The sequence below is a fragment of the Acetobacter sp. P5B1 genome, from assembly GCF_018811985.1.
Lineage (GTDB): Bacteria > Pseudomonadota > Alphaproteobacteria > Acetobacterales > Acetobacteraceae > Acetobacter > Acetobacter cerevisiae.
Window position 1 is genome coordinate 1 of the sequence record NZ_JACRVS010000030.1, and the last position, 24,407, is coordinate 24,407.

20 protein-coding genes and 2 pseudogenes are annotated in these 24,407 nt (G+C 52.6%); 8 read left to right on the plus strand and 14 right to left on the minus strand.

Annotation, left to right across the window (positions count from 1 at the left end; genetic code table 11):
* Nucleotides 1-238: transposase (locus tag KP703_RS13250; protein WP_215755279.1), on the plus strand; the 238-nt coding region annotated here is incomplete at its 5' end.
* A 161-nt stretch (nucleotides 239-399) separates the two neighbouring features.
* Here KP703_RS13250 and KP703_RS13255 read toward each other — a convergent pair.
* The 9 genes from KP703_RS13255 to KP703_RS13295 form a co-directional block, all read right to left on the minus strand.
* The gene (locus tag KP703_RS13255) at nucleotides 400-1,335 is read right to left on the minus strand and encodes an electron transfer flavoprotein subunit alpha/FixB family protein (protein ID WP_215755280.1); all 936 of its coding nucleotides are present in this window, start codon (nucleotides 1,333-1,335) and stop codon (nucleotides 400-402) included.
* The gene (locus KP703_RS13260; protein ID WP_215755281.1) at nucleotides 1,335-2,096 is read right to left on the minus strand and encodes an electron transfer flavoprotein subunit beta/FixA family protein; all 762 of its coding nucleotides are present in this window, start codon (nucleotides 2,094-2,096) and stop codon (nucleotides 1,335-1,337) included. The genes KP703_RS13255 and KP703_RS13260 overlap by 1 nt, the downstream gene beginning before the upstream one ends.
* Before the next feature lie 15 nt (nucleotides 2,097-2,111).
* Nucleotides 2,112-2,969 carry a sugar phosphate isomerase/epimerase gene (locus KP703_RS13265; protein WP_215755282.1) on the minus strand — a complete coding sequence of 286 codons (858 nt, stop codon included), beginning with the start codon at nucleotides 2,967-2,969 and terminating at the stop codon, nucleotides 2,112-2,114.
* A gap of 2 nt (nucleotides 2,970-2,971) precedes the next feature.
* A complete protein-coding gene (locus tag KP703_RS13270; protein WP_215755283.1) occupies nucleotides 2,972-4,123 on the minus strand; it encodes a dihydrodipicolinate synthase family protein in 1,152 nt (383 codons plus the stop codon).
* An 8-nt stretch (nucleotides 4,124-4,131) separates the two neighbouring features.
* The gene (locus KP703_RS13275) at nucleotides 4,132-4,899 is read right to left on the minus strand and encodes a 3-ketoacyl-ACP reductase (protein ID WP_215755284.1); all 768 of its coding nucleotides are present in this window, start codon (nucleotides 4,897-4,899) and stop codon (nucleotides 4,132-4,134) included.
* Nucleotides 4,896-6,038, minus strand: coding sequence for an acyl-CoA dehydrogenase family protein (locus KP703_RS13280; protein WP_215755285.1), 1,143 nt, complete (start codon nucleotides 6,036-6,038; stop codon nucleotides 4,896-4,898). Before KP703_RS13280 ends, KP703_RS13275 begins: the two co-directional genes overlap by 4 nt.
* 95 nt (nucleotides 6,039-6,133) lie before the next feature.
* Entirely contained in the window at nucleotides 6,134-7,705 is a 1,572-nt protein-coding gene (locus tag KP703_RS13285; RefSeq protein ID WP_215755286.1) for an acyl CoA:acetate/3-ketoacid CoA transferase, read from the minus strand.
* 123 nt (nucleotides 7,706-7,828) lie between these two features.
* Complete coding sequence (locus KP703_RS13290; RefSeq protein ID WP_215755287.1) at nucleotides 7,829-9,424, minus strand: GMC family oxidoreductase; 1,596 nt, start codon at nucleotides 9,422-9,424, stop codon at nucleotides 7,829-7,831.
* The gene (locus KP703_RS13295) at nucleotides 9,421-10,920 is read right to left on the minus strand and encodes an aldehyde dehydrogenase family protein (protein ID WP_215755288.1); all 1,500 of its coding nucleotides are present in this window, start codon (nucleotides 10,918-10,920) and stop codon (nucleotides 9,421-9,423) included. Before KP703_RS13295 ends, KP703_RS13290 begins: the two co-directional genes overlap by 4 nt.
* Before the next feature lie 256 nt (nucleotides 10,921-11,176).
* Here KP703_RS13295 and KP703_RS13300 point away from each other — a divergent pair, with 256 nt between their 5' ends.
* Entirely contained in the window at nucleotides 11,177-11,833 is a 657-nt protein-coding gene (locus tag KP703_RS13300) for a TetR/AcrR family transcriptional regulator (RefSeq protein WP_215755289.1), read from the plus strand.
* Nucleotides 11,834-12,043: 210 nt separating this feature from the next.
* Here KP703_RS13300 and KP703_RS15950 read toward each other — a convergent pair whose 3' ends face one another.
* Nucleotides 12,044-12,190 (minus strand): hypothetical protein, encoded by a 147-nt coding sequence (locus tag KP703_RS15950; RefSeq protein WP_215755290.1) that lies wholly within the window; start codon nucleotides 12,188-12,190, stop codon nucleotides 12,044-12,046.
* 342 nt (nucleotides 12,191-12,532) lie between these two features.
* Here KP703_RS15950 and KP703_RS13310 point away from each other — a divergent pair, with 342 nt between their 5' ends.
* Genes KP703_RS13310 through KP703_RS13320 form a run of 3 tightly spaced genes read left to right on the plus strand, consistent with a single transcriptional unit; the run spans nucleotide 12,533 to nucleotide 18,533 of the window.
* Nucleotides 12,533-15,736, plus strand: a complete 3,204-nt coding sequence (locus KP703_RS13310) for an efflux RND transporter permease subunit (RefSeq protein WP_062273328.1) — start codon at nucleotides 12,533-12,535, stop codon at nucleotides 15,734-15,736.
* Complete coding sequence (locus KP703_RS13315; RefSeq protein WP_215755291.1) at nucleotides 15,736-16,932, plus strand: efflux RND transporter periplasmic adaptor subunit; 1,197 nt, start codon at nucleotides 15,736-15,738, stop codon at nucleotides 16,930-16,932. Before KP703_RS13310 ends, KP703_RS13315 begins: the two co-directional genes overlap by 1 nt.
* Nucleotides 16,929-18,533: an efflux transporter outer membrane subunit gene (locus KP703_RS13320; protein WP_215755292.1), complete on the plus strand. Its 1,605-nt coding sequence runs from the start codon at nucleotides 16,929-16,931 to the stop codon at nucleotides 18,531-18,533. Before KP703_RS13315 ends, KP703_RS13320 begins: the two co-directional genes overlap by 4 nt.
* Before the next feature lie 167 nt (nucleotides 18,534-18,700).
* Here the strand turns inward: KP703_RS13320 and KP703_RS13325 are convergent.
* Nucleotides 18,701-19,234: pseudogene (locus KP703_RS13325) on the minus strand (SDR family oxidoreductase); the annotation flags it as partial.
* Between KP703_RS13325 and KP703_RS13330 the strand changes: the two are divergent.
* Nucleotides 19,228-19,383 (plus strand): annotated as a pseudogene (locus tag KP703_RS13330) (helix-turn-helix domain-containing protein); the annotation flags it as partial. The pseudogenes KP703_RS13325 and KP703_RS13330 sit on opposite strands and share 7 nt — an antisense overlap.
* Before the next feature lie 51 nt (nucleotides 19,384-19,434).
* Here KP703_RS13330 and KP703_RS13335 read toward each other — a convergent pair.
* Nucleotides 19,435-20,739 carry an MFS transporter gene (locus tag KP703_RS13335; RefSeq protein WP_215755293.1) on the minus strand — a complete coding sequence of 435 codons (1,305 nt, stop codon included), beginning with the start codon at nucleotides 20,737-20,739 and terminating at the stop codon, nucleotides 19,435-19,437.
* Between the two features lie 222 nt (nucleotides 20,740-20,961).
* Entirely contained in the window at nucleotides 20,962-21,801 is an 840-nt protein-coding gene (locus tag KP703_RS13340) for an alpha/beta fold hydrolase (RefSeq protein WP_252354082.1), read from the minus strand.
* Between the two features lie 706 nt (nucleotides 21,802-22,507).
* Between KP703_RS13340 and KP703_RS13345 the strand changes: the two genes are divergently transcribed.
* Nucleotides 22,508-23,581 carry an alkene reductase gene (locus tag KP703_RS13345; protein WP_215755294.1) on the plus strand — a complete coding sequence of 358 codons (1,074 nt, stop codon included), beginning with the start codon at nucleotides 22,508-22,510 and terminating at the stop codon, nucleotides 23,579-23,581.
* Nucleotides 23,569-24,117 carry a hypothetical protein gene (locus KP703_RS13350; RefSeq protein ID WP_215755295.1) on the plus strand — a complete coding sequence of 183 codons (549 nt, stop codon included), beginning with the start codon at nucleotides 23,569-23,571 and terminating at the stop codon, nucleotides 24,115-24,117. Before KP703_RS13345 ends, KP703_RS13350 begins: the two co-directional genes overlap by 13 nt.
* Nucleotides 24,118-24,179: 62 nt before the next feature.
* Here the strand turns inward: KP703_RS13350 and KP703_RS13355 are convergent.
* Nucleotides 24,180-24,407 (minus strand): transposase (locus KP703_RS13355; protein ID WP_215755296.1); only part of this gene is annotated, 228 nt, incomplete at its 5' end.

Here is a 24,407-nt window from a genome sequence, read left to right on the forward strand (position 1 = left end):
GATGGATAAGGCGGATAAGGCCACTTTTCTCGACTTCACAGTCGAGATCATCCGGCGGTCAGAGACAGCAAAAGGGTTTGAAATCCTGCCGCGTCGGTGGGTTGTGGAACGGACCTTCGGTTGGATGATCCGCTGGCGTCGCCTTGTGAAGGACTACGAACAGCGGATCGACGTCGCAGAGGCCATGATCCACATCGCCATGGGAAGCCTCATGCTACGCCGAAACGCTCATCCGTGAATTTCCAAAAGGGCTCTAAGTAACTAGGTAGAGCGTTAAGGGGTAGTCGTCAATTACCTTCCCTTTTCTTTACAATTTTTTAGATAGGCTTCTTTCTCGGCAATCAAAAACCACTGTTTGGAAAGAAACTTTCTATCTAAAGAACTAAAAAGGAAAATATTTTATCCGACTTTTCCTGTCAGTTCAGGCAGCAGTGTGAACAAATCCCCCACAAGCCCATAATCAGCAACCTGAAAAATAGGGGCTTCTTCATCTTTATTGATTGCAACAATCACTCTGGAGTCCTTTATCCCTGCGAGATGTTGAATAGCCCCGGAAATTCCAACAGCAACATAAAGCTCCGGTGCCACAATTTTACCTGTCTGCCCCACCTGCCAATCATTGGGCGCATAACCTGCATCAACTGCGGCACGACTGGCGCCTACTGCGCCCCCCAACTTATCGGCAAGCAGTGTGATCTGATGGAAATTGTCCTCAGACCCAAGGCCCCTCCCCCCAGAAATAATAATTTTGGCTGATGTCAGATCCGGTCTTTCTGAAATAATAGTTCTGTCCTCCACCCATTCAGACAACTTTGGGTCTGCTGGAACAGGAATATTTTCTATAGAGGCCGCTCCTTCCTCCCTCATGCCAGATGGAGAAAATGCTGCTGTGCGCACAGTAAAGACTTTTACAGGGTCACGAGATTTCACTGTCTGTATCGCATTGCCAGCATAAACCGGCCTCTCGAATGTCTCCACATCCAGCACATGCGTTACATCTGCCAGAACCATCACATCCAGCACCATGGCCACACGCGGCAAGACGTTGCGCGAAAAAGCCGTCGCCCCGGCGGCAATATGATCATAGGACTTTGCAAGGCTCTGGATGAGCACAGCCAGCGGTTCCGCCTGACCGTGAGCCAGTGAGGCATCATCAGCAACCAGAACCTTCGCAACGCCTTTCAGCCGACTAGCTTCTTCGGCAACAGTTTTGCAGTTCTGGCCGGTTATAAGCACATCAGCCTGCCCAAGCGGTGCCATGGCTGTCAGTGCCCGGGCCAGCATATCTTTCAGAAGGTGGCCGTTGTTGACTTCAGCTAAAAGCAGAACAGACATCACAGAACTCCTGCTTCATTTTTCAGTTTGGAGATAAGTTCATCAACAGAGTGAACCTTGACACCCGCTTGCCTTTTAGGAGGCTCTGCTGTGCTCAAAACAGTCAGGCGTGCCGCAATATCCACGCCTAGCGTTGCAAGGTCTACTTCCTCAATCGTCTTTTTCCTGGCTTTCATAATGGCGGGCAGCGCAACATAGCGAGGCTGGTTGAGACGCAGGTCTGTTGTTACAACCGCTGGAAGTTTGAGGCGCAGCGTTTGCAGGCCGCCATCAATTTCACGGGTTACCAGCACCGCCCCCTTTTCGACTTCAAGCGCGGAGGCATACGTGCCCTGCCCCCAACCCAGGGCAGCAGCCAGCATCTGGCCTGTAGCATTCATGTCATTATCGATCGCCTGTTTTCCGGCAATCACCAGTTGCGGCTTTTCAGCCTCAACAATTTTTTCCAGGATTTTGGCGACCGCCAGAGGTTCTATGTCCTGATGAACATCATCAGTGGCATGCACCAGGATGGCCCTGTCGGCCCCGATAGCCAAAGCCGTGCGCAAGGTGTCTTTGACCTGAGGCACCCCGATGGAAACCACCACAATTTCTGTTGCCACACCCTTTTCCTTAAGACGAACTGCTTCTTCCAATGCAATTTCATCAAAAGGATTCATGGACATTTTGACGTTACCGAGTTCCACGCCGGAGCCATCTGCCCGGACTCTTACCCGAACGTTGTAATCAACAACACGTTTTACCGGAACGAGAATTTTCATAACAACCTCCAGCACTCAGCATACGGTTCGGAAGCGTTCCACCATGACGTCCAGCACATCATTCGGATCACGCTTCCACCAGTTTTGTGCAGAAAAAATTTCAACTTCGCAGAACCCTGCATAGCCAGCTTTCTCAACTGTTCCGCGCAGTCCTTTAAGGTCTGCCACCCCATCGCCCATCATCCCGCGGTCAAGCAGAAAATCTGTCGTGTGTGCCAGCCAGTCACATAAATGGAAGCCGAAAATACGCCCCTCCGCACGATTGAGCTGCCGTGGCAGATCCGTATCCCACCAGACATGATAAACATCTATGGCCACCCCGAGATTAGGGGCCGCAATCTGATCACACAGGTCCAGCGCATCCCGCGTGGTTGTCAGGCAGGAGCGATCTCCGCCATACATCGGATGCAAGGGCTCCAGCGCAAGCCGAACACCGCATTGCGCCGCGTAGCCACTGACAGAAGCCACACGTTCCGCGACATATTTCAGGCTTTCCCGAATACCTTTTGTTCCGGCCTCCACACCCCCCACAACAATAGTCAGCACATCCCCTCCTAGAGCGGCGGTTTCATCAATCGCCTTAAGAAAATCATCCTGAATATCATTGGGGTTTTGAAGGGAGAGAGGACCAGTTAAGAACGGTGAACGGCAAAGCCCCACAACCTTTACTCCAGCCTGTCTGGCATAATGCCCGATAGCAGTCGCGCGCCCGGCTATTTCCGTCCGCCAGAACACAATGCCGCCAATCCCCCTCTGTGCACAGGCATCCACTGTCTGCTCAGGAGACCAGCCAGCTCCGGCACCGGTCATATTATGCCCGAGGGTGGCGGTGTTCAGAGCCAGTGCTGCAGTATTCTGGCTAAAATCCCGCATGATCAGTCCGCCCCATAAAGGGTGAGAAAACTGCGCATACGCGCTACGGCGAGGTCCGGGTCCCGGAGCAGCCCACACGCATCAGCGTGACGGAAAATACCTGTAAAATACGGCAGAGCACGCATGGATTGCGCCCCATTCAGCATAATGAAGTGCTTCTGGAAGCCATTCAGCCAGGCCAGAAAGACAACGCCGGTTTTGTAGTATTGTGTGGGGGCCTGAAACATAAGCCGGGCCAGAGGCACCGTCGGGTCCAGTAGTGCATGGAAACCCGCTTTATCTCCCTCCCCCAGTCGGCTTACAGCAGACGCGGCCAAAGGCGCGATGGGGTCAAAAATACCCAGCAAGGCGTGACTGTAGCCCTGATCATCTCCGGCAATAAGCTCCGGATAATTGAAGTCATCGCCCGTATACATTTTCACGCCGGCAGGCAGACGTCGGCGCATAAGAATTTCTTTCTCCTTATCCAGAAGAGAAATTTTTATGCCATCTACTTTGCTCTTATTTTGTTCAATGACATCAAGAGCAATTTCCACAGCATCTGTAAAATCAGCAGCCCCCCAATAGCCTCTTAAAGCCGGATCGAACGCGCTCCCCAGCCAGTGCAGAACCACAGGTTCATCACAGGCGTCCAGAACCCTAGCATAAACCTTTTTATAATCCTCAGGGCTTTTTGCCACGCGAACAAGCGCCCGGCTCGCCATGAGAATGATGCGCGCCCCCACGCGCTGAATGGCTTCCACCTGCTCCAGATACGCCTGAATTACATCATCCAGAGTGCTGGCGTCTGCCGGATCCAGATGGTCTGTCCCACATCCATTGACCACACGTGCGTGGGGCAAGTCTTCCCTGGTGCGCTTGATCAGTTCCAGGGCATTGGGCCAGTCCAGCCCCATACCCCGTTGAGCGGTATCCATGGCTTCCGCAATACCTAGTCCAAGCCCGTCCAGATACCGCCTGAAAGCCAATGTGGCCTCCCAATCGATCGCCCCGCGGCCAGAAGGCGCTGATGCGCTGAACGGGTCAGCCGTGACATGGGCTGCAGAATAGACAATACGGGCTGGATCAGCAGGCAGGACACTCTGCGGAGCCGTCTTGCCACTGAGTTGATATGCTGTTTTCAGCCCTTCGCTATCAGGAAGAAATATTTTCATGGCTGATCTCAAAATCGCGGCACCAGCATTCCGGCGTCTGCCGAAATAACCTGGCCAGTTGTGTAAGGAAGGTTGCCTGCTGCAAGGGCGGCAACAATACGGCCTATCTCTGCGGGTTCTCCCACACGAGGAAACAGCGTGAGGCCATCTGCGGCACGTTTCCGATAATGCTCAATGACGGGTGCCGTCATCTCGGTCGCAATCAGTCCCGGCTGAACGTCGTAAACCGCGATATTTTCAGCTCCCAGCCGCACCGCCAGAGTTTTAGACACCATGGCCGCTGCCGCTTTGGAGGCACAATATTCTGAGCGTGCTGTTGCCACGGCAACGGCATTGGACGAGGTAATGTTAACAATAGAGTAAAACACCTCAGCCGAACGCGGTCGTGCAAGCAAATAACGTGCAAATTCTTGAGACAAAAAGAAAACCGCCTTTGCATTCACAGCAAAACAGCGGTCCCAGCTTTCCGGGGAAACATCCAGCATGTCTCCGCGCTGCATCACTCCCACGCCAGCATTATTAACCAGTGTTGTAACGGGTCCGAGTTGTGCTTCGATTTCTGCAAAGATATCGCTATAGATCTCCTGTTTCGTCACATCAAAGGGAAGTGGCATAACTGCCCCCCCAAAAGCTGAAAGATGCCTCACGGCTGCAGCCAGTTCGTCATCATCAGCCAGCCCATTCACGGCAAGAGAAAATCCCTCTTTTGCCAAAGCCTCAGCCACCGCCAGCCCGATGCCTCTGGAAGCTCCGGTGACAAGCGCAACCTGTGTCATGCAGAAGCACCCTTCCGCAGCAGTTCGCGCGCGATAATCATGCGCTGAATCTGGTTTGTGCCTTCATAAATCTGGGTGATTTTTGCATCCCGATACAGGCGTTCAACTTCAAAACCACGAATGTAGCCAGAGCCGCCGAACACCTGCACAGCATCGGCTGTACGGGCAACTGCAATATCCCCGGCAAAGCATTTCGCCATAGAGCAGGCGCGTGTGGCATCCAGCCCGCGATCAATTTTCATAGCGGCAGAGTAAACCAGAAGACGGGCAGCCTCGATGTCCTTCGCCATGTCAGCCAGCAGCCACTGCACACCCTGAAATTCAGAGATATGTTTGCCAAATTGCTTGCGCGTGCCCGCATAATCTACTGCGGCTTCAAGGCCCGCTTGCGCAATCCCTACAGCCAGAGCGGCAATGCCGACGCGCCCTTTGTCCAGAACGCTCATCATCATATGAAAGCCGCGGTTCATCTCGCCCAGCACGGCATCATGGCCAAGACGCACATCCTGAAAATCCAGTGCGCCTACCTGACTGGCACGCTGGCCCATTTTGTGCTCCTTGGGGCCCCGCTCCACCCCTTTAGCGTGCAGATCCACGATAAAAATAGACATCCCCCGATTACCGGCTTCTTTATCCGTGCGGGCCAGCACAAACCCTGTGTCTGCCACAGGTGCGTTATGGATCCAGATTTTGCCGCCATTCAGCACCCAGCCATCCCCGTCCCGGACAGCAGTTGTGCGAATGCCAGACACATCCGTTCCAGCTTCCGGTTCGGTAATGCAATAGGCGACCTTCCGCTTCATGGACATGACATCAGGCAGCATTTTCTGCTGCTCCGGCGTTCCATGCCGGACGAGCAAAGTGGAAATAAGTTCCACTAACCCACACTGATCCGCCACACTGGCGTAACCACGGGAGAGTTCTTCCATCACCACAGCATAGGTCAACGTATCAAAGCCAGGGCCGCCCAGTTCTTCCGGCACTGCAATGCCAAACAGGCCGAGCTTGCCCATTTCATCATAAATTTCAGTCGGAAAGCGTTCTTCGCGGTCCAGAGCTTCTGCAGCTGGACGAACCACGTCATTCACAAAAGAACGTGTTGTTGAACGAACTTCTTCTTGTGTTTCGTTAAGGAACATGACTGCCTCCTCGTTTTATAACCATGTAGTTACTTATGAGATAAATAAAACCAGCGCTTCTAAAGACGTTGGTTTCTTCTTGAATATTTATAAAATCAGAGTGACAACCCCATTGGAGAGTCTCTGAACAGAGCGGCATCCATTTCCTTAAGGTCGGGCGCAACATGCAGCGTGCCGGAAGCCTGAGAAAGAATATCTCGCTCTATATCAATTCCGGGAGCAATCTCCGTAACCGTCAGCTTTCCGTCCAGAAGCCTGATAACGCAGCGTTCGGTTACGTAAGTAATGTTCTGCCCCTTCTCTGTCGCTTGACGACCAGAAAAACTAACCTGTGCGACTTGGGGAACAATTTTGGCAATCTTCCCCTCTTTATCGATGATCAGCCGGCCATCCTCTATGTGCATTTTGGCGCCCGCGTTAAAATTCCCAGAGAAAATAATGCGCTTTGCCCGGCTGGTAATATCAACAAACCCCCCGGCTCCTGCTGTCCGATGAGGTGTTGCTGCCAGACGGCTGACATTTACAGAACCATCTTCCCCTATTTCCAGAAAGGACAGTAAAGAACAGTCAAAACCACCCGCCTGAAAATAAGAAAACTGATGCGGCGATGCGACGAAAGCTTCCGCATTGCTTGCACATCCAAATTTGAAATCAAGCAGAGGAACGCCCCCCACAGCACCTTGCTCAATCACCCAGGTGACGGCGCCATGCTGCCCTTCTTCAAGTAAAATACGGGGAACATTAGCGGAAATTCCAAAGCCTATATTAACGGCCCACCCTTTTTGTAGCTCCTGCGCGACACGGCGCGCCATAACCTTAGAGGGGCCAAAGGCGGGACACTCAAAACTGGAAAGAGGACGGAAAATTTCGCCGGAAATTGCAGGATCATACAGTGTTGCAGTTGTCTGCAACTGATCGGGAGCCTCGACCACAACATCCACCAGAATGCCAGGAACCTTTACATCATGCGGCTTCAGTGTCCCCTGAGCAGCAACACGACGCACCTGCGCAATAACCAGCCCACCGTTATTGTGCGCTGCCAATGCCATTTCCATGGCTCCCAGGGTCGCGCCCTCCTGCTCAAACGTCAGATTACCTTTTTCGTCGGCGGTGCTGGCGCGAATAATGGCCACATCCGGCTTCAATGCAGGAAAGTAGAGCCAGTCTTCCCCCTCAAACTGCATGACCCGAACAATGGGCTGCTGCCGTGCCGTTCCATTCATGGCGCATCCTTCACGACGCGGATCGGCAAAGGTGTCCATTCCGACTTTTGTCAGTACACCCGGCCTTAAGGCGGCTCCTTCCCGTAGCATGTCAAAGATGATGCCGGATGGCACATTATAGGCTGCCAGATCTTCACTCAGAATACGCTGCCAGATCAGCGGAGGCTCTGCATTGCTTGGGCCTGAGGGATAAGACCCCCCAATAATACGTCTGATCATCCCCGGTTGTGCAAGGTGGTCCACGCCCTTTGTGCCAAACATATCTCCCGCACAAATGGGATGGATGGTTGTCAGGCTCGCGGGGGCTCCCTCTGCGGCATAACGCTGCCCTAGCGCCTCCAGCACCGCATCTGGACACAGCAACCCAGATGAGGAGTTGACCGCAATGGTGGCGCCGTTTTGTATGAGGCCTACAGCTTCCGCGGCGGTTCTGATTTTCGTCATGGAATCCGGTCCGTTTTTATTATTATCTAACCAGTTGGTTACTTAAGGAAGTGAATACGAGAATTTGTCTCCACGCAAGAGCCAGTTTCATGGTCTCGGTAACTTTCCGGGCATTAGTCGGTATCAGTCTCCTGCCCGGATAAAATCAACGGCTCTTTCGGCAATCATCACAGTCGCAGCATTGGTATTCGACCCGAGCAGAGACGGCATGGCAGAGCTATCGCAAATCCGCAGTCCGTCTACGCCATAGACCTTCAGAAACGGATCAACCACAGCGCCCTGCCCAGAGCCCATACGGCATGTGCAGGTAGGATGATAAGATGTGCGCCCATACTGCCGCGCATAAGCCTCACACTCCTGCAGAGACGGCGCTTTATCCTTGAAAAAACAAATCTCGCGGATGTGCTTTTGGAGGGAAGATTGAGAAAACATCTCGTAACTCAGCTTTACCCCTTTTGCAGCCAACCGCAGGTCATCGGGATGAGACAGAAAATTTGGATCTACCTGCGGACTCACTCGTGCGTCAGCAGAATGAAGCCGCACAGTCCCGCGTGATTTTGGCCGCAAAAGATAACTGTTAAGGGTTATCCCTGACCGCCCTTTTGGAACGGTCATAACGCCGGCTTCCGCCCCTGCCCCTGCAAGAAAATGGAACTGGATATCAGGAATATCGACAGTCGGGCTTGTGCGCCAGAACGCCCCCGCTTCCACAATATTGGAGGCTGCGGCTCCAGTCCCAAACACCGCATATTGCAGCCCGGACCAAGCCATATTGTGCAGCTTGTTGTATTTATCCAGACTAATGTTCTTTTTTATTTCCGCAACAATATCAACGCCATAATGATCCTGTAAATTCTCGCCCACTCCGGGCAGATCCTGAACAACAGGAATGCCATGCTGTTGCAGATGGTCCGCTGGACCAATACCCGAGAGCAACATGAGTTTAGGGGTTCCTATTGCCCCGGACGTGACAAGAATTTCGCGCTCAGCGGCAGCCGTGATAACTTTGCCACCGACGACATACTGCACACCTGCCGCACGCCGACCTTCAAAGAGGATGCGCAAAACAAGAGAATTTGTCACAACCGTCAGATTTTTACGGTCCAGAGCCGGGCGCAAATATCCAACGGCTGTAGAACACCGCCTCTGATTCCGCACGGTCAGTTGATATAACCCTGCCCCTTCCTGCGTAGCGCCATTAAAATCACGATTATAAGGCAAGCCCATTTCCTGGCAGCTTTGCACAAAAGCCTGCGTGGTTACGTTGGGTGCAGTCATGTCCGAGACGCCCAGAGGCCCCGATGTGCCGTGCCAGGCCCCCGACAAAATAGTATTCTCCTCAGACTGCAGGAAATACTTCTGAACGTCCTTAAACGCCCAGCCAGTCGCCCCCTCCTGCTCCCATCTGTCAAAATCCGATGGGTGGCCACGCGTGAAAACCTCCGCGTTTATAGACGAACCGCCTCCAAGAACACGCCCCTGAACATAGGGAATTTTGCGGTTGTTCGCATGTTTCTGCGGAACGGTCTGTAATCCCCATGTCCAGGGCCCTCCCGTCATTTTCGCAAAGCCAGCCGGAATATGGATAAAGGGGTGGACATCCCGCTTCCCGGCTTCAATCAGACAGACTTTTACCGTCGGATCCTCGGAAAGGCGGCTTGCTAAAACACATCCCGCAGAGCCGCCCCCTACAACAATGTAGTCAAAGCGCGCTGTCATGATGCAATCCAGTGCGAACGTCTGTCCGTATCAATATGCACCGTTTTGAGCTGCGTATATTCTTCCACTCCGGCAAGGCCAGCTTCACGCCCCCAGCCAGACTGACGAAAACCTCCAATAGGCGTTTCCGGGCCACCCGTCATAATGGTATTGACCCAAAACCGCCCCGCTTTGACCCGCCGGGTCACAGTCAGAGCTTTGCTGATATCCGGCGTCCAGACGGAAGCGGCAAGCCCATACACGGTGTCATTCGCCAGCCGGATTGCATCTTCTACCGTTTCAAAACGGAAGGAAGACAAAACAGGACCAAAGATTTCATCACGCGCAATCGCCATGTCTGGCGTTACATGCGTAAAAAGAGTTGGCGCAATATAACGCCCTTTTGCACACGCGATTTCCAGTCCGCCACATTGCAAAACAGCACCTTCTAATTTACCTTTTGCAATATAGTTAAGAATTGTCTCGTTTTGAGCATCCGTTGTAATGGCACCAATCTGCGTCTCAGGATCAAACGGATTGCCAACCCGAATTTTTGTCATTTTTTCAGCAACACGGCGCTCAAACTCATCCGCTACAGACTGTTCAACAATCAACCGGCTGGTCGAAACACAGCACTGGCCAGTGTTAAAACTCACCCCAAAAGCGACTGCATCTGCGGCATCATCCAGGTTGCTATCTGCAAAAACAATAATCGGATTTTTGCCGCCCAGTTCCAGTCCCAGTTTTTTGAGGTTACTCTCAGCAGAAGCCTTAATGCAGGAGCGTCCAACTTTGGTTGAGCCTGTAAAAGACAGCATATCAATATCGGTATGCTCGGCCATAGCCTGCCCGATAACGCTGCCGGAGCCCGTCACAACATTATAGACACCTTTGGGCAGCCCTGCCTCGGCCAGAATGTCGGCCATAAGCAGGGTTGTGGCACTGGTCACCTCAGCAGGTTTAACCACCACAGTGCAGCCGGACGCGAGAATAAACGGAAGCCTCTCGCACAAGATCATAAAAGGGAAATTCCAGGGCGTAATAAGCCCTACCACCCCGATGGGCTCCCTCAGAACCATTCCAAAAAGGGAGGAGCCCAGATTGTTAAATGTATTGCCATGCAGCAAGCGGGCAGCACCGGCAGCCGTCTCAAAACAGGCAATCGCGTGGGTAATTTCTCCCTTAGCCTGAGTGAAAGGTTTTCCGTTCTCCAGCACCTCCCAATACGCAATGTCTTCCGCTCGTTCACGGAGGAGAGTGGCTGTGCGCAGAAGAACATCTGCACGCTCTGCCCCTGACTGCTGCGCCCACGGCCCCTCATCAAACGCTTTACGGGCCGCGGCCACGGCATCATCAAGGTCCTGTTTTGTACAGCAGGCTATACGCGTCACACTATGTTCATGAGAAGGAGAAAACCGTTCATACATCTCCCGTCCATGCCGCCATTCGCCATCTATAAAAAATCCAAAATCACGCGGCTTGGCAGGAGTAGAAAAACGATCTTTCGTCGCTGTCATCAAATTCAGCCTTCCATTCGTATCGCACTGAGTCCTTTCAAAAGGATGCTTTGCCTTAAGAAATGGTCGGCTCTGTGCGAGGGGGCATTCCGCCTCTCCGTTGTGGTCGCCTGGCTCAGAAGAGCAAAAAGCGTTCTCGACTTTAAACGAAGAAAGAACCAATTAGTTACTTAAATCTGTTGCAAAAAAGTTTGAACACCTTCACCTTCTGTTGAAGGCGTATGCCCTTTTCTTTTGACTTAGCAGGCTGATGTCATTGACGCGCGCAACTCAAACCGCACGATCCCCTTCTACGCCACGTATTCGGGATGCTGAGGCAACAAAGCTTCGAATTCTGGAAGCCGCAAAGAAGGAATTTGCTCAGAACGGACTGGAAGGCGCACGCGTTGATGCGATTGCGCTTGAGGCTCAAGCCAACAAGCGTATGATTTACCACTATTTTGAAAGCAAAGAAAATCTCTTTAAAGTCATCATAGAACAGGCATATCTTGATATCCGTTCCGAAGAAGCGCGCCTGAAGTTAGAAACACTCCCCCCGAAAGAAGCGATTACAGAATTTGTACGCTTCACATGGGAATATTATCTTAAAAATCCAGAATTCATTACTCTGGTCAACAACGAAAACCTCAACAAAGCGCGGCACATCAAGAACTCTTCCACACTTCGTGAAGTCAGTAAAAAATTTGTTGCGCGTATTCAGGCCATTCTTGACCAGGGTGCACAAGAGGGCACATTTCGTCCAGGGCTGGATGCTGCGCAAGTCAACATTACCATTGCATCAATCGGCTATTATTACCTGACAAACAGCTATACTGGGTCAGTCATTTTCAATCGGGATTTTCTTTCAAAAAAAGCCCTGCAAGAGCGACTGGCTTTTAACATAGACACAATCCTGAGGCTTCTCTGCGCTTAGGATTTGGACCAATTATTTTATAAAAAGCAAAAAAATAAAAAAATATATTTCAGAATTAAATTAATTATTTTAGGAAATTGGGTAACTGGAGGAACGTAGACTTTCACCAAACCTATAACTCTCAATTCCGATAATTGCACTCCATCTCACCGATGCTGACGGAAAGAATACTCTTATCGAACGAATGACAGTATGAGCAGAATTGCGCCTTTAGCAGATGGAGAGTCCGCTTCCTGCAACGACCAGATGGCCGAAAATCCGCTCGATCACCCCATGGAGTGCCAGCGCTGTAGCGATACAGCACGGCTGGCACAAACGGACGGCTATCCGCAGCCATTCCACCGACATGGCCTTCACGACCTCGGAGAAGATCCTTTATCCGCTCTCACTGACTCTCGCTCAGACTATACCGGCGCATTCACAGACTTCCTGAAAAAAAATTAGATGGAAGCACAAACCTTATGGCTCTGCACGCCAATTGCCCCCCCCTAAATCTCCATTCAACCACAAACACAGAAGTGCATTTCTGTCCGCTTAAGCACTTTGATTTATTTTTACAGAAAAATTCTTCAAACAGTCATTGAATTTTTATTTATTAAAAATTTATATAACTCGATAATATTTTTTTTAAAAGATTTCCGCATAACTCCAATTCTATCGTGCGCTGAATTCCACTAATTCCAGCAAGGAAGGAAACGCATGAATGCCATCGTTGTGACGGCGCTGAAGCGACCTTACACATTTATTGTCTTGTCGCTTCTTATTCTCGCCTTTGGTGTGCTGTCCCTTTTCAACGCCCCGACCGATGTGTTTCCAAATATCCGGATCCCGGTGGTATCCGTAGTCTGGACATACGGTGGCATGCTGCCTGAGGAATTTGCTGGTCGTATCACCTATAATTACGAACTAGCTGTAACCTCCACGGTTGAGGGCATCGAGCATATGGAAAGCAGCTCCTACTATGGCAGGAGCATCGTCAACATCTACTTTCAACCTGGCACGGATATTGGAGAAGCTGAGGCTGAAGTTACTGCCATTTCTCAAACGGTTATCAAACAGTTACCCGATAATATTCCTGCCCCCATGGTCATGCGGCTGGAAGCATCATCCGTTCCGGTTCTCGCCCTTCAGATCACGTCTGAAAAACAGACTCCGTCTGACCTGTATAAAATCGCCATGACGCGTATTCGGCCCATTCTGGTAACGGTTCCGGGCGCGGTTTTGCCTCATCCTTATGGCGGCATGGACAGCTTCATTATGGTTGCCTTGAACCAGAAGCAGTTACAGGCACACCATCTTTCCGCAATGGATGTGCAGAATGCCCTGCGCAAACAGAACATCGTTCTGCCGGCTGGCGATCAGAAAATAGCCACAACAGACTGGATGGTTCAGACCAACGCCACGCCCCGCTCCATGAAGGAGCTTGGCGACATTCCGGTCAAACGTGTTGGGAATGCCGTTATCTACGTGCATGACGTGGCGCAGGTTTACCGTGGAGGACACCCCCAGACCAACCTTGTGCTTGTTCAGGGCCGCCAGGGTGTGGAAGTGGTCGTGATGAAAAGCGGTGACGCCTCGACACTGGATGTTGTGGCACGCACCAAGGAACTTCTACCTCGTCTCCAGAAACTTGTTCCGCCTGACGTGCATATTTCTCTCCTCAGCGATGCGTCTGTTTTTGTGAAAGACGCCATTAAGGACGTTGTGCGTGAAATGGTGACAGCCGCCATTCTGACCGGGCTTGTTGTTCTGTTGTTCCTAGGGTCATGGCGCTCCACCCTTATTATCGCCACATCCATTCCCCTCGCCATTCTCACGGCCATTATCTGCCTTCTTCTGTCTGGACAGACCATCAATGTCATGACGCTGGGCGGGTTGGCACTCGCTGTCGGCATTCTGGTGGATGATGCCACCGTCATGATTGAAAACATTGATACCCACCTTGAAGAAGGCAAGGAGCTGGAGCCCGCGATTATTGATGCCGCCAACCAGATTGTGGTGCCTACACTGGTATCCACCTTGTGTATCTGCATTGTGTGGACACCACTTTTTCGTTTGAGCGGTGTCGCAGGCTGGCTGTTCATGCCCATGGCAGAAGCCATTGTTTATGCCATGCTGGCATCCTTCATTCTGTCTCGCACATTAGTGCCAACCATGGCCAAATATCTTCTGGCCGGTCAGGTCCATCCGGGTCTGCACAGTGATGAACATCTCGCTCTGCCCAAAGGTTTTCTGGGGCGTTTCCAGAACCGATTTGAGCACGCGTTCCATAATTTCCGCGCCAGCTATGGTCGGATGCTGGAACGTATCATTGCGCGCCGCGGTCTTTTTGCCATGGGCTTTCTGGGACTATCGGTCCTTTCACTAGGATTGTTCCTGATATCCGGCCAGGATTTCTTCCCGGAAGTGAAATCAGGCATGATGCAGATGCACATGCGTACCCCCTTAGGCATGCGCATTGAAACAACAGGTCGCATCGTCTCTCTGGTTGATGATCGGATTCAGCAGCTTCTTCCGGGGAAAGTCTCTGGTATCATCAACAACTGTGGCTTGCCCGAAGGGCCTCATAATCAGGCTTTCATCCCCACCCCCTCTATCGGCACGCAGGATTGCGACCTGACAATTTCGCTCAAGGATGAGGAATCTCCGGTTTGGACGTATCGCAAGCTCCTCCGTAGCGATTTATCTGCCAAATTCCCGGGCAGCGTGTTTACCTTTCAACCCGCTGATCTGACAGAAAAAATACTCAACTTTGGATCACCCGCACCCATTGATATTCAGGTTTCTGGCCCAGATATTCGTGACAATTACCAGTATGCCCGTCTTTTGGTGAACAAACTGCGTGCCATTCCGGGCACGGCGGATGTGGTGATCCAGCAAACCATGAAAACGCCGACCTTGTTCGTGCAGGGCAACCGGACGTTCGGTCAGGCTACCGGCATGACCGAAGCGGATATTGCCAATAACGAACTGATGACTCTTTCTGGTAGCCAGACTGTCGATCCTCAATACTGGCTTGACCCGAAAACAGGCATCACATTCCCGCTGAACGTCTATGTCTCACAAGACCAGCTGACCCATTATAATGATTTGCTGACCATTCCTGTTGATAAAGGCGACAATGACCCTAAAGGCACGGATATGCAGCTTCTGGGCAGCATCAGCACTGTGACGCCAACAGGTACACCGGGACAGGTATCCCATTATAATTCCATGCCGGAAATTGATGTCTATGTTTCAGCTGAAGGCACTGATCTGGGCTCTGTTCTGGCCAGGGTAAAACAAACCGTTGCCAGCACACAAAAGGACCTTCCGCAAACAGCTGCTGTCGATATCCGCGGGCAGGCCGTGACCATGCATGGAGCGTATGCAGAACTCATTGCCGGTCTGGTTGTCTCTGTTGTGCTGATCTACATGCTGATTGTTATCAACTTCCAGTCCTGGATTGATCCTTTCATCATTATTTCCGCACTGCCGGGAGCTCTTGCCGGAATTGCCTGGAGCCTGTTCCTGACCCAGACACGTCTTTCTGTTCCGGCATTGACGGGCGCTATCATGTGCATGGGAACAGCGACGGCAAATTCCATTCTGGTTGTCTCTTTTGCGAAGGAGCGTTTCGCCCTGCACGGTAATGCCCTAGTTGCAGCCGTAGAAGCCGGGTTTGGACGCATTCGTCCGGTTATCATGACAGCCTCTGCGATGGTGATCGGCATGGTGCCGATGGCAACCAGTAATTCGCAAAATGCGCCGTTAGGTAAGGCCGTTATCGGCGGCCTTATTGTCGCAACGGTTTCAACGCTTCTGTTTGTGCCGTGCGTTTACGCAATTTTCCACAATAGCTCTCATACAAAAAACCGCAGTCCGTCTGAAACGGACCATACAAATGGGCAGGAGGCCGTCTGATGTTCAAAATTACAAAAAACCGACTGTTTGTCGGCGCCCTGCTCTGTGTGCTTGTAGGATATGTGGCGTATCTGGAACTACAGCATCTCCGTAATCAGGTGACGCTGCAGGCAGACGCAACCCATGCCAGCGTCCCCGATGTAGCCGTGGTCCAGCCCAAGCCTGCACCGTCCACACTTGCCATGACCCTGCCGGGGAATATCAACGCATGGTACGAAGCGCCCATTTATGCGCAGGTCTCCGGTTATGTGAAAATGTGGAACAAGGATTACGGCGCGCCGGTAAAAAAAGGGGATACCCTGGCGGAAATCAACGCCCCGGGGCTGGATGCGCAATATGCACAGGCCAAGGCTGACCTTCAGGTAACACAGGCCAAATATGGCCTTGCCACTGTTACGGCAGACCGCTGGCGGTCGATGGGAAAATCTCAGGCTGTATCGGGGCAGTCAGTTTCTGTTCAAAACGCCAATGAACAGTCAGCCCGTGCTGCGTTGGAGGCCGCCCAGCACAATGTGGACCATTATGATGCGCTTGAACGCTTCAAAACCATTGTTGCCCCGTTTGACGGTGTTGTAACGGCCCGAAACATTAGTGTGGGAGATTATGTTGGCGCAGGCGGTGGCAATCTGAACGCCAATGGCACGGCCAGTGAACTGTTTACCGTAGCAGACACCCATGAGATGCGTCTTTTTGTTTCCGTGCCTGAGGTCTTCTCCTATGTTCTGAAACCCGGACTGAAAGCCCGGGTGACGGTGCCGCAATATCCCAATCAGGTTTTTACAGCCAACTTTCTGACCATAGCCAAGGGCTATGACCCCAATACGCGCACAGCCATTACAGAATTCACAATTGATAATGCTGACCAGAAATTGTGGCCCGGCACTTTCGCCACCGTTTCCCTCTCTGCTCCGGCAGAAGGCGGAGTTTATACAATTCCAACCGGGGCATTAGTGTTTCAGGAAAAAGGGATGCAGGTTGTCACGGTCGATTCCCAGAACAAGGCGCACTACAAAAACATAACCGTAGGTCGCATGTCAGACGCTTACACCGAAGTGGATGCCGGCCTCACCCCGACCGACCATATTATTAACAACCCTCCGGCTGATCTCCTCGAAGGACAGACCGTGCGCCTGAGTGCGCCTGAAAAAGGATATCTAACATCCGCCAGCAACAGTGATGAGGAGGATGACGAATGAGCATTATCCTTACACGCCCCCGGATATCCCGCCGAAAGAAAGCGCTTGTGGCGAAAGGCGCTGCGCTTGCGACACTCATGGCGCTTAGCGCATGTGATCTGGCCCCTGCCTATCAGGCTCCCCACTTCATTGTGCCGGCCTCCTGGCACGGGCAAGGATTATTCCATGAGGCACAGCCGCAAGAGACTGTCATACGGTCGGACTGGTGGACACAGTTTAACGATCCGACACTGAATACGCTTGAAGCACAGGCAATGGATGGCAATGCCGATCTGCAAGCCGCCGCTGAACGCTTTATTCAGGCGCGATCCATTGTTATGGAAGCCCGGTCTGACCTGCTGCCGCACTTTGCACTGGCATTTGGCTCAAGCAATAATAAAAGCTCTTCAGATCGGCTGTTCCGTTACAAAGGGCCGATTACTGCCACTGATGAGTTCTATGGGGGCATGGCCAGTTGGGAGCCTGACATCTGGTCTTCCATTCGCAACCGTGTGCGCGCGCAAAAATATTATGCGCAGGCACAGGCCGCAGAGTATGCCTCTGCCCGGCTCAGCCTCCAGGCCGAACTGGCAACTGATTTCTTTGCCCTCCGCGGGCTTGATGCACAGAACGCCATCTATGAGCAATCCATCAGCTATTATCAGCAGGCGCTCCGCGTCACCCAGACACGACTTGATAATCAGGATGCAACCGGCATTGATGTGGCACGTGCCAAAAACCAGCTTTACATGACGCAGGCTCGTCAGCTGGATGTACAGGCGCAGCGTGAAGTGCTGGAACATGCTCTGGCCGTTCTGGTCAATGCGTCCCCCTCATCCTTTCATATTCCTCAAATCGTCGATCAGGATGCGGCGGAACCTGTTTTTCCGCTGGGCATGCCATCCGAACTGCTGCAACGCCGTCCGGACATTGCTGTCGCCGAGCGTGAAATGGCGCAGGCCAACCGGGCCATTGGCATTGCACGTGCAGCATTTTACCCACACGTGTCTTTCAACGCGAATGGCGGCTTTGACGCCAACGGGTTTGATCTGGCCAATCTGGCAAACAGCATGTGGTCTTACGGAGCCTCTGTCACCATGCCGCTGTTTGAAGGCGGCCTGCGCAGAGCCCAGCTTCAACGCACATGGTCAAACTACCGCGAAACACGTGACCATTATCGCATGGCGGTTCTGTCTGCCTTTAAGGATGTTGAAAACGGCCTGTCGATGACGGCACGCCTGCGGGCAGAAAATAGCCGGCTAAAGCAGGCTGTTGACGCCGCCATGCAGTCGCAGACATTAACTATGACGCTCTATAAAGGCGGCGCTGACGGCTATCTGGATGCGTTGATTGCACAGGTCAACACGCTTGATGCCCGTATTGAACAAGCGCAGGTGCAAGCCCGCGCACTTCAGGCCGCCGTCGGTATGGTGCGCGCTTTGGGTGGTGGCTGGAACGACAAACTCCTTCCCTCGCCTGATCAAACCATGACGTTCACGGGCTTTCAGTATGACGGTCTGCATCACCCCTCCCCGGCTGGCGGAATTGATATTCCCCCCACCCCCGAACAGTATGAAAATCTAACAGCCACTGCGCCGACACGTCCGATAACCAAGCCATAAAAAAGAGGAGTGAACTGCGTTATCTTTAACTGAATTGTCCCAGCTTTTGTCGTAACCAGAAGCTCGGGACAATTCCGACCGCCTCGAACTTCTGCTTTACAATGCTGGTCTTGTTATTCCTCAACGCGACTGGCTGCTGCACTGAGGTTCGGCGGGCGTTCAAATACTCACCATCCCTGTTCCGTGGGAAGAACGAACAGTTCTGCAACATCCATCCGAGGCGGTGATTTCAGAGCAAAAAGGATGGTGTCTGCAATGTCTTCGCCCTCAAGAAACGTCATGGAAGCTGCCAGATCATCCATTTGTTTGCGGTAAGCCGGGTCCGTAATCTGGTCATACAGTTCCGACTTCACGGCTCCGGGCTGGATACAGGTGACGCGAATATTGTGCTTTGGTCCAATCTCCATTCTAAGCCCATCGGAGAACGCCGTAACTGCGGCCTTGGTGGCGCAGTAAACGGCCAGGCCGGTAAAGACTTTCCGGCCCGCGATTGAAGACATGTTGAAAATATGGCCCGAATGCTGTGCGATCATCTGAGGGAGCACAGCTGCCGTTGCGTTGAGGACGCCCGATATATTCACGTCCACCATCTGTTTCCACTCATTCACTTTCAGACTGTCAACGCTGGATAAGGGCATCAGGCCAGCATTGTTGACCAGCACATCTATCCTGCCGAATTGCGCAATGAGAGCAGCAGCAGCGTGTCCGACGTGCGAAGAACCTTCTGTTGCAGACCAACAAGTCCATCATCGAGATCGCGCTCACCATTGGTTATGAAAGCCCGAGCCATTTTGCGCAGGTCTTTCGCAGAGAAACCGGCGTTACCCCACGCGATTACAGAAAGCTATAATGGCCTAGAAGGAATACGCTCTTTCATTCCCTCACGGTGCTGACACAATGATCATGCTCTGTCCTGCCACGCCAGAAGGCAGAGAGCCTGCATACAGACCGCCCCCAGCGGTAGCCAGATAAATCCAGCCATAATCCAGAATGATAACTCCGATGGCTGTGTAACACCCCCTTCAACGTAATGGCCCTGTGACAGGAACTGCGCCAGAACAAAGCCTGTCAGCCCCATGGCCAGCTTTGTAACCCATGTGTTGATCGAAAACGCCAGACCTGCCAATCCGGTCGAGGTGCGGGGATCACCATCATCCACGGCTTCCGCCAGCAAGGTGTAATACAACGGAGACATCACGCCCTGAGCCAATGCGAGAAAAGCGACGGACAGGAAGAACCCCGCCATGGACGCACCCACCACAGCCATTGCCAGATAGGCTGCTCCCTGCGCGATCAGGCATAGGATGCCGCTCTGCACATTCCCTACACGTTTGGTCAGCGGCAGGCACGCCGGCACACCCGCGAACAGCAGCACGGTGATGAAAGTAATGATATTGGCCCCGAGTTGCTCCGTGCCTCCCAGAATGATGCGGGCATAATAGAGAGCAAACCCGAACAGTGCCGCCTGCCCTACAAAATAGAAGAACGCGAGCAGATTGCTCAGCACCCATCGCCGGTTTCCCAGAAGATGACGCAACGTGACTAAAAGGTCCTGCCGGACGGGGGCTGGCGGATGCCGCACGGTGCAACCGCGCGCCACGCACAACCACAGAATACTGCCCAGAACCGACAGGACCAGCACATAGACCGCCATGCCATATCGGTGCTGCGCCGCACTATCACCCCCACCCAGCCAGGTGATAGCGGGAATGGTCAGCAGCGCCACAAGCAGCGATCCAGCCTGACAGCCCATCATGCGGAATGCATTCAGGCCCACGCGCCCTGTAGCGGAGCGGCTCATCATGACAGACAGTGCACCATAGGGCGTGTTGATGCACGAATAGATGGCACCAAACACGATATAGGTCAGCCCTGCCCAGAGGATTTTCCCATCAGGCGAAAGCGGCAGAGCCAGAAAACACAGGAAACCCGTTACGCCAAAGGGAATGGCAAGGAAGCGGATCAGACGTGGGACGATCTGGCCGCCGACGCGGTCAACAGCATAGCCGATGGCCGGATCGCAGAAGGCATCCACAACACGGGCTACGAGCAGTATCCATGATACGGCCAGCAGCGGCAGACCATAGATATCTGTGTAATAATACATCAGGTAAGAGGACGTCATGCCCCACATCATATTGGAGGCAGCATCCCCACAGCCGTATGCCATCTTTTCTTTCGCGGAAAGCGCCCGCTTATTTTCCATTATTCTGCTTTCCCTGAAATTTTTAGGCTACGCCACGCTATCATGTGGTTGTGAAACGACAAGCCGGGGCAGCCCTCCTCACTCCATTGGCATGCCCATGCGTGCTTTAAGGAATACGGAAGAGCGCCATAAGCAGGGCTTGTTTGACACTTATCGCACTCCCCCTTGCTATTTCAGGAGGACCTTGAGGCTGCTCAAAAAGAAAACTGACAACTTTGTTTTTTAATTCAACGCCTCAAGCAGCGCTTTATGAAAGGCCGCGGGATCCTGCAACTGTGGCGTATGTCCCACATTGGAAAATTCAACCAGCTTTGCACCGGGAATAGCCGCTGCTGCTGCCTTACCCAGTTCAGGGTAATGCCCCACCTTTGCGCGCACATCTGGGGGAGCACCGTCACTCCCTATCGCTGTTACATCTTTGTCCCCGATCATCAATGTCGTCGGAACGGTGAGACGTGGCAGGTCATAGATCACAGGCTGTGTTGCAATCATGTCGTAAAGCAACGCGGAATTCCACGCGACACTATCGGCATCTGGCCCCCGATACATCCCGGCAAGCATCTGGACCCACGGTTCGTAGTCCGGTCGCCATTCATTCGCATAATAGACTTTTTGTTCGTACGCCCGTATCTGCTCAGCTGTCTTGCCTCGTTCACGGGCATACCATTCGTCCACGGTTCGATACGGCACACCCTTGGCCTGCCAGTCTTCCAGCCCCAGAGGATCAACCAGAACCAGTCTGGAAATATCCTTTGGAAACATGAGAGCATACCGAACAGCCAGCATCCCACCAGTAGAGTGACCAACCATAGAGACCTGCGAGATGTTCAGGTGCTTAAGGAGAGCATGGGTATTGCTGACAAGCTGTCCGAAAGTGAACTGATAGGCCTGCGGTTTGCTGGACTTGCAAAAGCCGACCTGGTCTGGGGCGATAACCCGATAGCCTCGGTTAGCCAGAACGTGAATTGTGTTTTCCCATGTTGCGGCACAGAAGTTTTTACCGTGCAAAAGCACAGCGACCCGCCCGTTGGGATGCTCGGGCCGGATATCCATGTAGGCCATGTGTAACGTCTGTCGCTGGGACTGAAAGGAATATTCCGCAACAGGCCAAGGGTATGAAAAACCCTGTAATTCAGCCCCATAAACAGGACCATCCTGTGGTGCTGCCTTAACCTGTGAACTGAAAAGCGGGATTGTGGCTGCCAGCAACAAACAAAGTACGGAATATCGGCCTGATTGAACGCTCTTCATCCTTTAACGCCTTTCCTGAAAAGGATTTCGTCGAGACTATTGGGTAAGGACAGGAAAAAACAACAAACGGAGCTTGCGTTTCCTTCCTGACGTCATTCAAAAAAGCCACTTTCTGTAACTGGACGGGCGGCTTGAACTGGCTGGCTACGTGGCAACCTGATCTACAGCTCAAAATATATTATCGCAAAAGAGATAAAGAGCGCTCTCCATCACAAAGGCTTGAGCATTACGGCGGTCTTTAATCAGGCACTCCAGATTTCTCCCAGAGAAGGCCCCCTCCAGAAAAATCAATATCTCCTGTGAAACAGCAACAACGGAAATCCGCTCTTTAGGATTCACTTTCTCTGAGAACAGACTGACCGGTATTTTCCGTTTTAAGTAAAGGATTAGAGAAAATTACCGAATTCGCCCCAGTTCCACCTCTTCCAATCCGTGAGCTTAGAAACAGGTCTCTTATTGTAATCGACGAGAGATCTCCCCAACTCATAAGAACCGCGTCTTTTAGGAAGGATCTGTCATGCCCAGCCTGTTTGAGCCGATTAAACTGGGAAGCGTTTACGCTAAAAACAGAATTCTCATGGCACCGCTGACGCGCGGCCGAGCGACGCGTGAGCATGTTCCCACCTCCATCATGGCCGAATATTATGCGCAACGTGCCGGCGCCGGTTTGATCATCTCGGAAGCAACAGGAATCAGCCGGGAAGGTCTTGGATGGCCGTATGCGCCGGGCCTGTGGTCTCAGGAGCAGGTAGACGCCTGGAAGCCCGTTACGGCGGCTGTGCATGCAAAGGGCGGAAAGATTGTGGCCCAGCTCTGGCATATGGGACGCATGGTGCATTCCAGCGTGACAGGTCAACAGCCTGTATCCTCCTCGGCTACAAAGGCCCCTGAGCCACTCCATACTTACGACGGCAAGCAGCCCCCCGAAGTTGCACGTCCCCTGACCAAAGATGACATTGCCCGTATCCTGAACGATTACGAAAAAGCCGCCCGCAATGCTTTGGACGCTGGCTTTGATGGTGTCCAGATTCACGCAGCTAATGGTTATCTGATAGATGAGTTTTTACGAGACGGCACCAACCATCGTTCGGACGAATATGGTGGTTCTCCGGAGAATCGTATCCGTTTTCTGCGTGACGTTACGGAACGGGTGATCGCCACGATTGGCGCGGATAGAACGTCCGTAAGGCTTTCACCCAATGGCGACACACAAGGTTGCATCGACAGCCATCCCGAGCAGGTTTTCGTGCCGGCAGCAAAGCTTCTGAACGATCTCGATATTGCTTTTCTCGAGCTGCGCGAGCCCGGGCCGAATGGCACATTTGGCAAGACCAATCAGCCAAAACTACACGGTCCGATCCGCGAAGTCTTCACAAAACCACTGGTTCTGAATCAGGATTACACACGGAACGAAGCAATTGATGCGGTTGCAACCGGTGTGGCTGACGCCATTGCATTCGGTCGCCCTTTCCTTGCTAACCCAGATCTGGTGCATCGCCTGGAAGACAACCTTCCCTTGAACAAGGACGATATCCGCACTTGGTACACGCAAGGAGAAGAAGGCTATACCGATTATCTATGCGCACAGTAAACCGTCTTCGCATGAAGAAAGGTGCGTGTCTGATTGCCATGCGATCGGAACTTCCGAAGATCGAGCGCGAACTGAACAAGGCCGTGCAGGCTATTCTCGATGGCGTCCCGGGATCGCGCCTCAAGGACCGCATCGGTCAGCTTGAAGCGCGCAAGGCCGAAATCGAAACACGTCTGGCCGACGCACCGTCTCCCCCACCACTCCTTCATCCGAACATGGCGGAACTCTATCGCCAGAAGATCGGCGCCCTTCACGGCAGCCTCCAGGACGAGGCTAGCGGAATACAGACGAGAGAAGCGATCCGGTCTTTGATCATGCAGATCCGCCTCATTTCTGAGAAGGACGAGCTTGGGATTTTCCTTGAGGGGAAGCTGGTGGCGATGCTGGGCTTTGCCACAGACAGAAAAAACGCCATGCATCATCCAGATACTGGCGTTCTTAATAAATTCTTGATGCAGGATTCAATGGTTGCGGGGGAAGACAACCAACGATACTTGCGATTGGTAGACCGCGAGATACCCCGCCTCGCCGCATGACAGAGTAACCCTGCCAGAGCACATGATCACATGATCACATGATCACCTCCAACTAGAGGGTGTTATGCACTTTGGATGAGCAGGTTAGCTGCGTTTCTAAGCATGAAACCTGCGAAGGCGATGGTATGCATTGCGGCAAGCGTTGAGGCGCAGCGCTCGTAGTCTTTCACCAGCCTCCTGCACCGCGTTGCCCACGCGAACGATCTCTCTACGATCCAGCGACGTGGCAGCAGCACGAAACCCCGTTTAGCCTGAGGTAGTCTGACGATTTCGAGAGTGATATCCTGCTC

Coding starts and splice junctions, on each gene's coding strand:
- KP703_RS13335 (WP_215755293.1), bottom strand. CDS start 20,739: ATGGAAAATAAGCGGGCGCTTTCCGCGAAAGAAAAGATGGCATACGGC.
- KP703_RS13290 (WP_215755287.1), bottom strand. CDS start 9,424: ATGACAGCGCGCTTTGACTACATTGTTGTAGGGGGCGGCTCTGCGGGA.
- KP703_RS13275 (WP_215755284.1), bottom strand. CDS start 4,899: ATGACACAGGTTGCGCTTGTCACCGGAGCTTCCAGAGGCATCGGGCTG.
- KP703_RS13285 (WP_215755286.1), bottom strand. CDS start 7,705: ATGACGAAAATCAGAACCGCCGCGGAAGCTGTAGGCCTCATACAAAAC.
- KP703_RS13310 (WP_062273328.1), top strand. CDS start 12,533: ATGAATGCCATCGTTGTGACGGCGCTGAAGCGACCTTACACATTTATT.
- KP703_RS13295 (WP_215755288.1), bottom strand. CDS start 10,920: ATGACAGCGACGAAAGATCGTTTTTCTACTCCTGCCAAGCCGCGTGAT.
- KP703_RS13255 (WP_215755280.1), bottom strand. CDS start 1,335: ATGTCTGTTCTGCTTTTAGCTGAAGTCAACAACGGCCACCTTCTGAAA.
- KP703_RS13320 (WP_215755292.1), top strand. CDS start 16,929: ATGAGCATTATCCTTACACGCCCCCGGATATCCCGCCGAAAGAAAGCG.
- KP703_RS13350 (WP_215755295.1), top strand. CDS start 23,569: ATGCGCACAGTAAACCGTCTTCGCATGAAGAAAGGTGCGTGTCTGATT.
- KP703_RS13340 (WP_252354082.1), bottom strand. CDS start 21,801: ATGGCCTACATGGATATCCGGCCCGAGCATCCCAACGGGCGGGTCGCT.
- KP703_RS13280 (WP_215755285.1), bottom strand. CDS start 6,038: ATGTTCCTTAACGAAACACAAGAAGAAGTTCGTTCAACAACACGTTCT.
- KP703_RS13260 (WP_215755281.1), bottom strand. CDS start 2,096: ATGAAAATTCTCGTTCCGGTAAAACGTGTTGTTGATTACAACGTTCGG.
- KP703_RS13265 (WP_215755282.1), bottom strand. CDS start 2,969: ATGCGGGATTTTAGCCAGAATACTGCAGCACTGGCTCTGAACACCGCC.
- KP703_RS13270 (WP_215755283.1), bottom strand. CDS start 4,123: ATGAAAATATTTCTTCCTGATAGCGAAGGGCTGAAAACAGCATATCAA.
- KP703_RS13345 (WP_215755294.1), top strand. CDS start 22,508: ATGCCCAGCCTGTTTGAGCCGATTAAACTGGGAAGCGTTTACGCTAAA.
- KP703_RS13315 (WP_215755291.1), top strand. CDS start 15,736: ATGTTCAAAATTACAAAAAACCGACTGTTTGTCGGCGCCCTGCTCTGT.